Annotated in this window: 11 protein-coding genes, 3 tRNA genes and 1 pseudogene; 11 read left to right on the top strand and 4 right to left on the bottom strand. The window is 45.6% G+C overall.

The genetic code is table 11. The features are described from left to right. Positions 1-232: 232 nt before the first annotated feature. Together ACMJ0U_RS00485 and ACMJ0U_RS00480 are read left to right on the top strand one after the other, a co-directional pair. Complete coding sequence (locus ACMJ0U_RS00485) at positions 233-1621, top strand: formylglycine-generating enzyme family protein (protein WP_417127448.1); 1389 nt, start codon at positions 233-235, stop codon at positions 1619-1621. 27 nt (positions 1622-1648) lie between these two features. After that, a complete protein-coding gene (locus tag ACMJ0U_RS00480) occupies positions 1649-2992 on the top strand; it encodes a formylglycine-generating enzyme family protein (protein WP_417127446.1) in 1344 nt (447 codons plus the stop codon). 33 nt (positions 2993-3025) lie between these two features. Here the strand turns inward: ACMJ0U_RS00480 and ACMJ0U_RS00475 are convergent. After that, positions 3026-3377 (bottom strand): annotated as a pseudogene (locus tag ACMJ0U_RS00475) (IS982 family transposase); the annotation flags it as partial. A 208-nt stretch (positions 3378-3585) separates the two neighbouring features. Beyond that, entirely contained in the window at positions 3586-4779 is a 1194-nt protein-coding gene (locus ACMJ0U_RS00470) for a dicarboxylate/amino acid:cation symporter (protein WP_417127445.1), read from the bottom strand. 114 nt (positions 4780-4893) lie between these two features. Here ACMJ0U_RS00470 and ACMJ0U_RS00465 point away from each other — a divergent pair, with 114 nt between their 5' ends. Further along, positions 4894-6447, top strand: a complete 1554-nt coding sequence (locus ACMJ0U_RS00465) for a GNAT family N-acetyltransferase (protein WP_417127443.1) — start codon at positions 4894-4896, stop codon at positions 6445-6447. Between the two features lie 63 nt (positions 6448-6510). Here ACMJ0U_RS00465 and rfbC read toward each other — a convergent pair whose 3' ends face one another. Next, a complete protein-coding gene (rfbC, locus tag ACMJ0U_RS00460; protein WP_417127441.1) occupies positions 6511-7086 on the bottom strand; it encodes a dTDP-4-dehydrorhamnose 3,5-epimerase in 576 nt (191 codons plus the stop codon). Positions 7087-7106: 20 nt separating this feature from the next. Continuing rightward, positions 7107-8000: a glucose-1-phosphate thymidylyltransferase RfbA gene (gene rfbA / locus ACMJ0U_RS00455; RefSeq protein WP_417127439.1), complete on the bottom strand. Its 894-nt coding sequence runs from the start codon at positions 7998-8000 to the stop codon at positions 7107-7109. Between the two features lie 191 nt (positions 8001-8191). On the opposite strand from rfbA, the gene ACMJ0U_RS00450 reads away from it, so the two are divergent. The 8 genes from ACMJ0U_RS00450 (at position 8192) to ACMJ0U_RS00415 (ending at position 14903) form a co-directional block, all read left to right on the top strand. Then, a tRNA-Cys gene (locus ACMJ0U_RS00450) sits at positions 8192-8263 on the top strand. Between the two features lie 25 nt (positions 8264-8288). After that, a tRNA-Cys gene (locus tag ACMJ0U_RS00445) sits at positions 8289-8363 on the top strand. Positions 8364-8375: 12 nt separating this feature from the next. Further along, positions 8376-8448: transfer RNA gene (locus tag ACMJ0U_RS00440), tRNA-Lys, on the top strand. A 142-nt stretch (positions 8449-8590) separates the two neighbouring features. Then, on the top strand, positions 8591-9577 hold the full coding sequence (locus ACMJ0U_RS00435) for a GntR family transcriptional regulator (RefSeq protein WP_417127438.1): 987 nt from the start codon (positions 8591-8593) through the stop codon (positions 9575-9577). Positions 9578-9678: 101 nt separating this feature from the next. Further along, complete coding sequence (gene fucI / locus ACMJ0U_RS00430; protein ID WP_417127437.1) at positions 9679-11451, top strand: L-fucose isomerase; 1773 nt, start codon at positions 9679-9681, stop codon at positions 11449-11451. 297 nt (positions 11452-11748) lie between these two features. Further along, positions 11749-12651, top strand: coding sequence for a cytochrome c biogenesis protein ResB (locus ACMJ0U_RS00425; protein WP_417127435.1), 903 nt, complete (start codon positions 11749-11751; stop codon positions 12649-12651). A 27-nt stretch (positions 12652-12678) separates the two neighbouring features. Continuing rightward, a complete protein-coding gene (locus ACMJ0U_RS00420; RefSeq protein WP_417127433.1) occupies positions 12679-13461 on the top strand; it encodes a cytochrome c biogenesis protein in 783 nt (260 codons plus the stop codon). A gap of 53 nt (positions 13462-13514) precedes the next feature. After that, a complete protein-coding gene (locus tag ACMJ0U_RS00415) occupies positions 13515-14903 on the top strand; it encodes a cytochrome c peroxidase (RefSeq protein ID WP_417127431.1) in 1389 nt (462 codons plus the stop codon). The last annotated feature ends 41 nt before the right edge of the window (positions 14904-14944 follow it).

The following is a 14944-nucleotide window of genomic DNA, read 5'->3' as shown; positions in this document are numbered from 1 at the left end:
TAAGATTAGCGTATGTCTGAGGTCGCTGCTTGGCATTGCTTCCTGTTCGGATCGCAATGAGAAATTGACGGAGACCACCCACACATCGACTACAGGCGATTGGGTTGCAGTCCTCATTGACGGGCTTTACACAAAATGGAGCACAGGCGATACCATCTTGTTGCTGCAAAACGGACAGACGGCTTTCGCCGAAGCGCAGCAATCAGGCAACATATCAAGCTTTTCAAGTGACATGGAAAGCTCTTTCGTTGAAAGCAATCCGTTGTATGGCATCTATCCGGCAGGCAATATGGTGTCTTTCGACAATGAAAGCGTCACCGTGTCTGTCCCTTCCATTCAAACAGCAGGAAATGACGGATATGACAGTAAGGCGGCTATATCAGTATCCCGTGCCTTTTCCGACTCGCTGTGCTTCCGATCGGTGTGTGGCGGTATAAGACTAAATTTCCAAATGTCGGGCGTAACGAAGATGGAGCTGGAAAGTGTCGATGGCTATGCCTTGTCCGGCAAAGCCAAATTTGAATGGAATGAACAGGGACTTCCGGTTGTTGCCGAAACGAGCGACACCGATTATATCCTCATGTACAATGCCCCTGATGAGTCTGGCTTCCTGCCCGGAAAGGATTATTTCATCTCCACCTTGCCGTGCGACCTTTACGGAGGCTACAGGCTGTCCATTTACAAAGACGGACTGGTCGCCGATTATTTCGGTGTGCATCAGACGGTGGAACGTACCTCTTACATCACCCCAAATGATTTGGTGGAGAGCGAGTTGGAGTTTGACGACCCTGATGCTCCGCTTGTGGAAGAGGAACGTCCGGAACTGGATGCCACTACCACCGCCCTTCTGCGCCAATACCAGCAGAACCCCACCGAAGAAAACAAGCAGGCGTTGATGGAACAAATGGGTCTCCGCTATGACAAGGTTGTCGCACGGAAGAAATCCAAGCTGCGCGAATTGGAAAGGGAAGCATTAACACCCGACCTTGTGGAAGAAATGCAAGAGATTGTGGATGAGATGGTGGAGAACCGTGACATTCGGCTGGAACAGCAGTTCCTAAGACTGATAGACCCACGGTCTGATGACAACCCCAATGACGCTTGGCTGGTGTTGCACGGTGCGCCTGAACAGGATGCCTACATTGGTTATGCACCTGTGACGAATGCCGAATACGCCGCTTTCGACCCTAATTTCAATTATGAAGCAGGAACGGAAAACTATCCGGCGGTAAACGTCACGATTGCCCGAGCCACAGCTTACTGCGACTGGCTTACAACACAAGATGACGCACACGCCTATCGCCTCCCGACCGACGAAGAGTGGGTTCTTGCCGCAGGCCACATGCCCAAGGACGTTTCCATGAACTCCGGCTATGTGGAATCTGGATTGACGGCGGTGGATGCTTATAGTCAGACAACCGGAGCGTGCGGCGGTATTGACTTTTGGGGTAATTGCTGGGAATGGACTTCATCAACGGATGCGGACGGCTTGTATATCATCAAAGGTGGTAGTTGGGATTCCGACCGTGACGATTGTCGCAGCGAGAAATCAGATGTCGTGAGGGATGGTACTCAAGGCTATGCCAATGTCGGCTTCCGGGTCGTAAGGACAACCCTCTAGTTTTTAATATTTATATTTATTTCAAGTATGAAAAAGTTATTTTTAGCAATGGCCATAGCCATTGTGACGGCCACTGCTGTGTCCGCCCAAAAAAGCAACAAAGAGAATATGATGATGGTATCGTCCGTACAGACGGATAAAAACGATGGATATGAAGGCAATTCCGCTATCCGTTGCGGAATTATGTTTAACATCAAACTCTCAGGAGTGACAAAAATCGAATTGGAAAGCGTTGACGGCAATCCGCTGGCAGGCAAGGCGAATATCAAGGAGAACGCGCAAGGAGATGCAACAGCAGAAGTGATAGAGGACGAGAGCACCATTATCACATTCGAGGCTTCCGACAAATCCGGCTTCACGCCCGGAAAGGATTATTATATCTCCACCTTGCCTTGCGACCTTTACGGCGGATACAGGCTTTCCTTTTACAAAGATGGCCTTGTAGCTGATTACTTCGGTGTTCATCAGACTGTGGCATTAGGAATATTTATAACTCCCGGCGATTTAGTGGAAAGCGAGTTGGAATTTGACAAACCGGATGCCCCGCTTGTTGAAAAGGAAAAGCCAGAGATGGATGCCATGACGCACAAGCTCTTCATCCAATACAGGAGGAAGCCGACCGAAACCAACAAACAGGCATTGCTGGAACGTATGGGTATCCGCTATGATAAGGTGGTGGCAAGGAAGAAAAACAAACTTCGCGAATTGGAACGTGAGGCAAGGACTTATGGTATTGTAGAACACATGCAGGGCATCGTGAATGAAATGGTGGAGAACCGGGACATACGGATACAGCAGCAGTTCCTGCGCTTCATCGATCCTCGCAAGGATGAGAATCCGGATGACACTTGGATGGTATTACGTGGCGCATCGGTTCAAAACGCTTACATCGGTTATACCCCTGTCACCAATGCAGAATACGCTGCCTTTAATACAAAGTTCGTGTATGATAATGGGGAAGGCAATTATCCTGCCGTGGGCATCTCAATCGAGGATGCCGAAGCCTATTGCGACTGGCTCACAGCCAAAGACTCCAACCATACTTACCGTTTGCCGAGCGAAGAAGAGTGGATTCTTGCCGCAGGCCACATGCCCAAGGACGTTTCCATGAACTCCGGCTATGTAGAACGTGGACTGACTGCCGTAGATGCTTATGCGCAAAGCAAAGGAGCTTGTGGTGGAATTGACTTTTGGGGGAACTGTTGGGAATGGACTTCATCCACAGACAAAGACGGTCTGTATATCATCAAAGGCGGCAGTTGGGATTCCAAACGTGACGATTGCCGCAGCGAAAAATCAGACGATGTAAGAAACGGTGCTCAAGGCTATGCCAATGTCGGTTTCAGGGTGGTAAGAGTGGATACACACTAAAAATATCACTGACTTGATTTTGAAGACACGTAAGGAGGAGTCAACAAAACTGATGCTGGTACAGGTCTCCAATCGTATCTTCTTGATGAAGATGGTCAGGGAAAGCAATACTTCTTTCTCCAGTTCCACAAAACGGTTATAAGACCTCTGACGTGGAAAAAGGTGTTTCAGATGTTTGCAGAAATACTCTTTGTAATAATGTTTGAAGCAGCGAAAACCGCTGGAATAAGAATAACTATAATCTCGGCATCACTCATGTGGTTGGGTTTGTTGCAATGTCTGTTTTTTTGTATTCAATCATATATTTTTCCTCTTGCAATGCAAATTCCTTGCAAAAATCATCGGCCATACAATAAATCTCTGTAATTTGGGACTTTCGGAACATAGTGGTAGTCGTTAAATGTTATAATTCAGCACTATAAGTTTAATACTTTTATCGCTATGTTCCTGTTTTTCTCAATAGATTATATTTAATTCTTATATTGAACTCACGTTAAAATAGGAGTTATAACCACAGTTATAGCCCTTGGACATGTGATAAAGCGACTTCCTGTTTTTCGTAAGTCGCTGAATTGTAGAAAGTAGGGTTGCTGTCAATTTTGATGGGATGTACTGGACGTATTCGTCTTCGACTTCCCGAACCATTTGTCAATGAGCAGAGCCAATGCTCCATCACCAGTTACATTGCAAGCAGTACCGAAACTGTCCATGGCAATGTAAAGAGCAATCATCAGTGCCTGTGCATTCTCATCGAATCCTAGCATGGACGACAGGATACCGAGCGAAGCCATGATGGCACCTCCCGGAACGCCCGGCGCAGCTACCATTGTCACTCCTAACATGAAGATGAATCCGGCGAACATCTGGAAATCGTAGGGAATGTCCTGCATCATCATCAAGGCCAGGGCGCAGGCCACAATCTTCATGGTACTTCCGGACAAATGGATGGTGGCACACAGAGGGATGACAAATCCGGCGATACCTTCATTCACTCCGTTTTGTATAGTTTGTTTCAGGGTGACGGGAATCGTAGCGGCCGATGACTGTGTACCTAATGCCGTAAAGTAGGCCGGCATCATTCTTCCTAACAGGCGGAACGGATTCTTGCCCACAAACATTCCGGCGATGCAGTATTGGAATATCAGCAGGAAAATATGCAGGAGGAAGATAATTCCGATGATTTTGACAAAGACAGCCAGCACGTGGAATACTTGTCCGGAGTGAGTCATGTTGAAGAAGATTCCGAAGATGTAAATCGGAAGCAGGGGCAGTATGACAACCTGTATCGTTTTGACAATGATTTCCTTGAAGTCATTGCACGCATTTTTCAGGTAATTCGTATCCAGATGTGCCAGTCCCAGTCCGACAGTAAATGCCATGACGAGGGCAGTCATCACGTTGAGTGGCTCCGGAATGGCTACCGTAAAGAAAGGGGTAATACCTTTGGCCTCACTGATTTCGGATAAAGGAATATTTCGGGTAATAAGGTCAGGAAAGAAGGTTTCTCCTACACCGAATGAAAGAAAACCGGAGAACAGTGTGGCCCCGTAAGCCAGAAGTACAGTGGCCACCAGCATTTTCCCGGCACCTTTCCCAATATCGGCAATGGCGGGAGTAACCAGTCCCACGATGATAAGCGGAATGATAAAATTCAGGAACTGGCTGAACAATGCGTTGAATGTCACGAACACGCGTACGGGAAGTTCCGGTGAAATCGTTCCGGCGGCAATACCCAGTGCGATGGCAATGAGGATGCGTGGAAGAAGTCCTAACTTAAATTTCTTCATAAGTTCATTTTTGCTCACAAAGATAGTATAATAATCCTGAACAAGCGATACACCCTACCTGAGGAAATGATTACTTTTGTGCCGTGAAAAAATAAAGACAAATTTAGTTGAATCATGGAACCGACTCAAAAGAAGATTAACAAGGTAGAACTTCGGAATTTGCAAATCGAAGACTATGCCCAGCTTGCCCAGTCGTTTACCCGCGTTTATGCAGATAAAGATGTGTTCTGGACACATGCGCAGATAGAAAAGCTAATCCGGATTTTCCCGGAAGGACAGATTGTTACCGTTGTAGATGATAAAATTGTGGGATGTGCACTTTCCATCATTGTGGATTATGACATGGTGAAGGGAGACCATACGTATGCCAAAGTAACCGGTAATGAAACATTCAATACCCACAATCCGAACGGGAATATTCTGTACGGTATAGAAGTGTTCATCCATCCGGACTACCGTGGCTTGCGTCTGGCACGTCGTATGTATGAATACCGCAAGGATTTGTGCGAAAAGTTGAATCTGAAAGCCATCATGTTTGGAGGGCGTATTCCCAATTATTACAAGTATGCCGACCAGATGCGTCCGAAGGAGTATATCGAAAAGGTGCGTTCCCGCGAAATCTACGACCCGGTACTGACCTTCCAGCTTTCGAATGATTTCCACGTACGCCGGGTGATGCGCAACTACCTTCCGAATGACGAGGAATCCAAGCATTGCGCTACCTTGCTTCAGTGGGATAATATTTACTATCAGCCGCCAACAGACTCTTATGTAGATAAAAAAACGACGGTGAGAGTGGGACTGGTACAGTGGCAGATGCGTTCGTACCAGACACTGGACGACGTGTTTGAACAAGTAGAGTTCTTTATTGATGCGGTTGCCGGCTACAAGAGTGATTTTGTATTGTTCCCTGAATATTTTAATGCTCCCCTGATGGCAAAATTCAATCACATGGGAGAGGCTCAGTCTATCCGTGCGCTGGCACAATATACGGAAGAAATCAGGGATCGTTTTATCAATCTGGCCATCAAGCACAACATCAACATCATTACCGGTAGTATGCCCTATGTAAAGGAAGACGGGGGACTCTACAACGTAGGTTTCCTTTGTCGTCGTGACGGGACATACGAGATGTATGAAAAGATTCATGTCACTCCCGATGAAGTAAAGAGCTGGGGATTGAGCGGTGGAAAAAGAGTGCAGACTTTTGAAACCGACTGTGCTAAAATCGGTGTGCTGATTTGTTATGACGTGGAGTTCCCGGAACTCTCCCGTCTGATGGCAGATCAGGGCATGCAAATCCTCTTTGTGCCGTTCCTGACCGATACGCAGAACGGATACTCGCGCGTGCGTGTCTGTGCACAGGCTCGTGCCATTGAAAACGAATGTTTTGTGGTGATTGCCGGAAGTGTGGGAAACCTTCCCCGTGTGCACAATATGGACATCCAGTATGCGCAGTCGGGAGTCTTTACTCCTTGTGACTTTGCCTTCCCGACGGACGGAAAACGTGCGGAAGCTACTCCGAATACGGAAATGATTCTGGTATCAGATGTGGATTTGGATTTGCTGAATGAACTTCATACTTACGGTAGTGTACGAAACCTGCGTGACCGTCGGAGTGATTTGTATGAACTCCGTATGAAGAAGGGTGCACAGGAAAGTATTTGAGAAAAGAATTGAAGGCATAAAAATCCCCGGATGGCAGTTTTTACAGTCCGGAGATTTTCTGATTTATTCGTTATATAAGTTTTCGTGGTAATCAAATAACCATTCTGCATCTTCCAGCAGTGGGTGGTGTTTGTCCTTTTCAGAAAGAATGACTTTCTCGGCGGGGATTCTCCAGTCAATCTTCAGTGCAGCATCATTCCAGGCAATGGCTCCCTCGCTTTGAGGTGCATAGAAATTATCACATTTGTACTGGAAAATAACCTCGTCACTCAATACGCTGAATCCGTGAGCAAATCCGCGCGGAATGAAAAACTGGCGGTGGTTGTTTTCTGTCAGTTCTACGGCTACGTGCTGTCCGAAAGTAGGAGAGCCTTTCCGTATATCTACCGCCACATCCAGTACGGCTCCTTTAATGACCCTTACCAGCTTGCTTTGTGCAAAGGGTGGTTTCTGGAAATGCAATCCACGCAATACTCCGTAACTGGATTTACTTTCATTGTCTTGTACAAAATGAATGGTGCGTACCTGCTTGTCAAAATCTCTTTGGGAAAAAGACTCAAAAAAGTAACCTCTCTCATCTTTAAACAGGCGAGGCTCAATGATGACCACTCCTTCAATCTCTGTTTTTATTACTTCCATTTTTATATGATGAAAATCATTTACAGGTTGTTTCTTTCCAATTCGTCAATTACCTTTAGCAGGTATTGTCCGTACTGGTTTTTCAGCATCGGCTGTGCCAGTTCACGCATTTTTTCTGAGGTAATCCATCCTTGTCGCAAGGCTATGCCTTCCAGGCAGGCAACTTTCAGACCCTGGCGTTTTTCGATGACCTCGATGTAAGTGGATGCTTCAGCCAATGAATCGTGTGTACCGGTATCCAGCCAGGCAAATCCTCTGCCTAAAGTTTGCACTTTCAGCTCGCCATCGGACAAAAAGCGTTGGTTGACTGTGGTGATTTCCAGTTCTCCGCGTGCGGACGGTTTGATTTGTTTGGCTACTTCCACGACTTTGTTAGGATAGAAGTAAAGTCCCGTCACGGCATAGTTTGATTTAGGATGCTGTGGCTTTTCTTCGATAGAGAGGCAGTTTCCTTCCTTGTCGAACTCAGCCACTCCGTAGCGTTCCGGGTCACTTACCCAGTAACCGAATACGGTAGCTTTTCCATCTTGTTCAGCTGTACGTACCGCTTCTTTTAGCATGGTCGTAAAACTATTTCCGTGAAAAATATTGTCCCCCAGTACCAGACAGGCTGCATCGTTGCCTATAAATTCTTCTCCAATGAGGAAAGCCTGTGCCAGCCCGTCGGGAGAAGGCTGTTCTGCATATTCAAAATGTACTCCGAAATCACTTCCATCACCTAATAACCTGCGGAACCCCGGCAAATCGTATGGAGTAGAAATAATCAGAATTTCGCGTATTCCTGCTAGCATCAGGACAGAAATCGGATAATAAATCATGGGTTTGTCGAAGATGGGAAGAAGTTGTTTGGAAACTCCTTTTGTAATGGGATAGAGGCGGGTACCTGAACCCCCAGCAAGAACAATACCTTTCATTTCTGTTGTATTTAAGTTGATTTTCTGCAAAGAAAGATGTTTTTTGTGAGAACTCAAAGATAAGAGGAGGTAAAAGGGGATAAAAAGTCGTTTTTATGAAGAAAAATGCAAATTCCTTTCTCCAGGTATTGCAGGTTAAAAAAATAGTTGTACCTTTGCAACGCATTTAAGAAAACAAGTGCAGCGATATCGGTTCCTTGGATGAGTGGCTTAGTCAGCGGTCTGCAAAACCGTGTACGGCGGTTCGAATCCGCCAGGAACCTCGCAAATTAGAAAGAGAGAACTTCTGGTTCCTTGGATGAGTGGCTTAGTCAGCGGTCTGCAAAACCGTGTACGGCGGTTCGAATCCGCCAGGAACCTCCAGACAGTTTGAATGCACTCTTAGCTCAGTTGGTAGAGCAACTGACTCTTAATCAGTGGGTCCAGGGTTCGAATCCCTGAGGGTGTACGAAAAGAGATTATCATCGTGATAGTCTCTTTTTTTATGCCTTTTTCTAAAATCTGCTCTTAAACATAGCCAATACTTTTGTGGTTTTATATAAGGTCCTTTTCTTTGTATCAGGATAGTTCAGCACAGATAAAGTATTGATATGGAAAAGGATATAAAATTCGGGCAACAGTCTACCAAGGTAAAGCAACTGTCGGATCTCATCGAACAGGATATTCTAGTAGGAAAGTATCGTACCGATACGAGTCTGCCTTCCATCAATGTGTTGAGTAAAACCTATCATGTGTCGCGGGATACCGTATTTAAGGCCTTTGCGGATTTGCGTGAGCGGAAACTGATAGATTCTACTCCCGGTAAAGGGTATTATGTGACCAACCGTCAGGAAAAGATTTTTTTGTTGCTGGACGAATATTCTCCTTTCAAGAATACCTTATATAATAGCTTTGTCAAGAAACTCTCTGTTTCATACAAGGTAGATCTTTGGTTTCATCAATATAATGAACATATTTTTAATACCGTTTTGCGTGAAGCAATAGGGCGGTATAATCATTATGTGGTGATGAACTTTGACAATGAGAAGTTTTCTCCCTTGTTGGATAAGATTCCTACCTCTCGCCTTTTGTTGCTTGATTTTGGTAAGTTTGAAAAAGGAAATCATTCCTATATCTGTCAGAATTTTGATGATGCTTTTTATAAAGTTCTGACTCAACTGACTGCTCGTTTGGAACGTTACCGGAAAATCGTATTCCAGCTTCCTCAAGAATCCAAGCATCCACAAACTTCCGTGCAGAGTTTTGAGACTTATTGCCACAATCACCATTTTGTAGGTGAAGTGGTGAATGAGGAAGATATACAAGAGGTAGAAAAGGGGGTGGTGTACATCGTTATTCGCCAGACGGACGTGGTGAATGTGATTAAGCGAAGCCGACAGAACGGTTTGAAATGTGGAATGGATTTCGGACTGATAGCTTATAACGATACGCCGGCATACGAAGTGATAGACGAAGGGATTACTGCTCTTAGTATTGATTGGGAAGAAATGGGGCGGAAAGCTGCAAATTTTATTCTTACAGGCGAAGCCATACAAGAGTTCCTGCCGACAGAAGTACATCTTCGAAATTCAGTGTAAATATGGAATTTAAAATATTATTATGCTGTAATGTCAGCACAGATGAACTTGGTTAGTTTAAAAAGAAAATAGGTAGCATTAACTTTATAAATAATCGAAACATGAAAAATTACCCGAAAATTGGGATTCGTCCCACTATCGACGGACGTCAGGGTGGCGTGCGTGAAAGTCTTGAAGAAAAGACGATGAATCTGGCCAAGGCAGTGGCAGAACTTATTTCTTCTAATTTGAGAAATGGTGACGGTAGCCCGGTGGAATGCGTCATTGCAGATTCTACCATCGGTCGTGTGGCTGAAAGCGCAGCTTGTGCTGAAAAATTTGAGCGTGAAGGCGTAGGAGCTACCATTACAGTCACTTCTTGCTGGTGCTATGGAGCAGAAACAATGGATATGAATCCGTATTATCCGAAAGCAGTATGGGGATTTAACGGTACGGAAAGACCGGGTGCCGTATATCTTGCTGCGGTTTTGGCAGGGCATGCACAAAAAGGTTTGCCGGCATTTGGTATTTACGGACGTGATGTACAGGATATTGAAGATAATACTATTCCGGCAGATGTAGCGGAAAAGATTTTGCGTTTTGCCCGTGCAGCTCAGGCGGTGGCTACCATGAGAGGCAAGTCTTACCTTTCTATGGGTAGCGTATCCATGGGTATTGCCGGTTCAATTGTGAATCCGGATTTCTTCCAGGAATATTTGGGCATGCGCTGTGAATCAGTAGATTTGACGGAAATCATCCGCCGTATGACGGAAGGAATTTACGATAAGGAAGAATATGCCAAAGCGATGGCCTGGACTGAAAAATACTGCAAGAAAAACGAAGGCAAGGATTTCAATGTGGAAGCCAAGATCAAGACCCGTGCGGAAAAAGATGCCGACTGGGATTTCATTGTGAAGATGACCATTATCATGCTCGATTTGATGAAGGGCAATCCAAAGTTGAAGGAAATGGGATTCAAGGAAGAAGCACTTGGTCACAATGCCATTGCGGCTGGCTTCCAGGGACAGCGTCAGTGGACGGACTTCTATCCGAACGGTGACTTCTCTGAAGCCTTGCTGAATACTTCTTTCGACTGGAACGGTATTCGCGAAGCTTACGTACTGGCTACTGAAAATGATGCTTGCAACGGGGTAGCTATGCTCTTCGGCCATTTGCTGACTAACCGTGCACAGATTTTCTCTGACGTACGTACTTATTGGAGTCCGGAAGCCGTGAAGCGTGTGACGGGTAAGGAACTGACCGGACTGGCTAAGAATGGTATTATCCATTTGATTAACTCAGGAGCTACTACCTTGGATGGTACCGGACAGCAGACCGATGCAGAAGGTAATCCGGCCATGAAACCGTCATGGGAAATTACAGAAGCAGAGGTTGAAAAATGCCTGGAAGCCACTACTTGGTATCCTGCTAACCGGGATTATTTCCGTGGCGGTGGTTTCTCTTCTAACTTCTTGTCAAAAGGTGGTATGCCTGTAACCATGAGCCGTTTGAATCTGATTAAGGGACTGGGTCCGGTTCTTCAGATTGCAGAAGGATGGACGGTAGAAATTGATTCGGAAATCCACAAGCTGCTTGATGAACGTACCGACCGTACATGGCCTACTACTTGGTTTGTACCTCGTTTGTGCGATAAACCCGCCTTCAAGGATGTATATTCTGTAATGAACAACTGGGGAGCCAATCATGGTGCCATCAGTTACGGACATATAGGTCAGGATTTGATTACGCTTGCTTCTATCCTTCGCATACCAGTATGCATGCACAATGTGGAAGACGATAAGATTTTCCGTCCTGCTGCATGGAATGCCTTTGGTATGGATAAGGAAGGGGCTGATTACAGGGCATGTCAAAATTACGGACCTATCTATAAATAATCAATTTTATGTTGCCGGAGCAGACGGAAAATCCGCCAGTTCCGGCAACATGTCTATTCTTGAACAGCCTTATAAAGGCGGGGTTATTCTTTTCTGAGAAACAACTATTCCTCACTATTTACGGCATTGTTTTGTGGTCATTACCATATTGGCTATAAATGCATCGGGAGCATTAACGAAGGCATGAAAACAATTTTTTTCGGATTTTGCCGGGAAAAATATTTGTTATCTTTACAATTTTGTTGCAGTATTAAATAAACTCCCTATCTTTGCATATATTTCATCAACGACTGAGTAATGAACCTAAAGACTAACTTACTATTCGTGTTATTGTGTCTGCTTTCAGTGGCGGCCCAATGTGTTTTGGGTAATTTTCCGTTTGCATTTTTTGTTTTTCCATTAGATGCTATTTTAGCTTTGCTGTGGATTGCATTGATAGGATATGGCTATAAGGAGAAGCGTCATTCGAGCACTGTCCGTTTGTGGCTTTCTCCGCAATGTACCTGCTGGACACTAGGTTGGTTCCTGGCCGGATGTCTGGTTATAGGCTTGTTTCCCCAACTTTCTGCACAAGAGGCTGCAGAGAAGTCGGGTATATTTTCTCGTTTGGGCTGCTACAATTTTATGTCTTCCTGGATTTTTGTAACCGGGTTGTTTGGGTTGCTGACTCACTTAGGGATGATTACCGCAAGACGCTTTTTCACACCGGGGCGTAATCGGTGGCGCTTTATGCTGAATCATGTTGGATTGTGGCTGGCACTCTTTGCCGGGTTTATTGGAAGTGCAGAAGAACAGACCTTACGCATCCCTGTATTTCGGAAAAATCCGAATAATGAAGCTTTTACTTCCGAGGGGAATGTGGTATATCTGGAGAAACCTTTGCAACTGACAAATTTTACTGTAGAGCATTATGCCAATGGTACTCCACGTCGTTTCTTTGCCGAAGTTTCAATGGATGGAAAACCGATACACCTGGAAGTAAACCGGCCTTATTCGGCAAATTGGACAGAAGATTATTATCTGACGTCCTATGATGTACATTCTTCCAATCCGGAGTACTGTGTGGTGCAAATTGTACGTGAACCGCTGAAATACGTCATGCTATTGGGCATTGTGATGATGTTGTGCGGAGGGTTGCTGCTCTTTTTAGCAGGACCAGACAAGCAGATGAGCAGACCTGTGAATGAACTTGTTGACTGATTTGATTATAACTAATACCGTTCTTGAATGATTACATGGGATAATTTTTATTTGTTTGCCCTGCCTGCCATTGCTTTATGGGGAGCCGGTGCGGTATTTGCCTTGTTTTCCAAGGGATGGCGTCGTTGGGCTGTTGGGCTGACTTTGGCAGGCATAGTGGTGTTTGCCGTTTTTATTGCCGGATTTTGGTTGAGCTTGCAGCGTCCTCCCTTGCGCACTATGGGTGAGACCAGATTATGGTATTCGTTTTTTATGGGCATATCCGGCTTGTTGACCTATATTCGTTGGAAATATCCTTGGATATTGTCTTTTTCCACCATAGTCGGCGCGGTATTTGTGATAATCAATATCCTGAAACCGGAAATTCATGACCAGTCGCTCATGCCCGCTTTACAAAGTCCGTGGTTCGTCCCTCATGTCACTGTGTATATGTTTTCTTATTCTGTGTTAGGCTGTGCGTTCATTTTGGCTGGCATGGGACTTTGCAAACACCGGGAGAACTATCTTGAGGCCGCCGACAAGTTAGTTTATGCAGGATTGGCTTTTCTGACAGTTGGCATGCTGACCGGAGCTATTTGGGCAAAAGCGGCCTGGGGACATTATTGGAGCTGGGACCCGAAAGAAACCTGGGCAGCAGTTACATGGACAGGTTATCTGCTGTACGTACATCTACGTTTGTTCCGTAAGAACACTCCGCGTACGCTGTATTGGATACTGATAGTTTCTTTCCTCTCGCTCCAGATGTGCTGGTATGGGGTAAATTATCTTCCTGCCGCACAGCAAAGCGTGCATTTATACAACCGTTCTTAGAATTTTCAACGTGTGAGATATTTACCAAATTATTAAACTTTAATCAGTTTTTTATGAAGAAAAGAACAAAAATCGTTTTTGCGGTACTGGTGGTAGCTGCGGTATTGGCTGCAACCTATCGGGTGGTGAACCGTCCTCCTTCAGCCAGTTTGGAAAGTAGTGCTCAAATGGAAGAAATCATTGCGAGCAGCGGATGTATGGCTTGTCATACCGCCAATCCGGAGTTGCCATTTTACGCCAGTCTGCCAGTCGCAGGAAAGCTGGTCAAGGAAGACGCTCGTCTGGCTTATCGCTCTTTTGACATGACTCCGATGCTGGATGCCTTGAAAAAAGGAGAGAAAATCAGCGAGGTAGATTTAGCTAAAGTAGAGAAAGTGATATTAGACGGCACCATGCCTATGGCCAAGTATTATCTGGTGCATTGGGGAGCTTCGTTGAATGATACGGAGAAGCAGATGGCACTTTCATGGGTGAAGTCACAGCGTGCAGCCTTCTATCCCAATCAGCTGGCTCATGCACAATGGAGCAATGAGACCATTCGTCCGGTTCAGGACTCCGTTCCGGTGGATATGCGGAAGGTGATTTTAGGAAATCTGCTGTTCCACGACGTTCGTCTGTCGGCCGATAATACCGTATCCTGTTCGTCTTGCCACGGATTGAATACCGGTGGAGTAGACAACAAGCAGTTCTCTGAGGGAGTAGGCGGTCAGTTTGGTGGAGTGAATGCTCCTTCTGTATATAACGCACATTATAATTTCGTGCAGTTCTGGGACGGACGTGCCGCTACGTTGGCTGACCAGGCCGCCGGTCCTCCTTTGAATCCGGTTGAAATGGCTTGCAAGTCGTTTGATGAAATTTGTGAGAAGCTGGATGCAGATGCAGCTTTCAGCAAGGCATTCAAGGAAGTGTATCCCGACGGTTTCAATCAGGCGAACATTACGGATGCCATTCAGGAGTTTGAAAGAACCCTGCTTACACCGAACTCGCGTTTCGACAAGTACCTGAAAGGGGATAATGCAGCCCTGACGGCTGAAGAACTGGCCGGATATGATTTGTTCAAGAAATACAACTGTGCTACTTGCCATGTAGGTGAGAACATGGGTGGACAGTCGTACGAACTGCTCGGCATCAAGCATGACTACTTTGCCGACCGTGGTACGGAACTGACCATAGAAGACAATGGCCGTTTCAAGGAAACAAAAGACGAAAGAGACCGTCATCGTTTTAAAGTGCCCGGATTGCGTAATGTAGCATTGACCGCACCTTATTTCCATGATGGAACACAGGCCACGCTGGAAGATGCCGTCATTGCCATGGCTAAGTACGAGGTAGGCGTAGATTTGTCAAAACAGGAAGTCGCACAGATGGTATCCTTCCTGCACACATTGACCGGAGAATATCAGGGCAAGTTGCTGGTGAATGAGAATGACTTGCAGAAATAAGTAAGTATATCTTTTTTATTCTATATGAGCCGTTTCAGTCG

The sequence above is a fragment of the Phocaeicola sp. genome, from assembly GCF_048170425.1.
Lineage (GTDB): Bacteria > Bacteroidota > Bacteroidia > Bacteroidales > Bacteroidaceae > Phocaeicola.
This window is presented reverse-complemented; position numbering and strand designations above follow the sequence as displayed.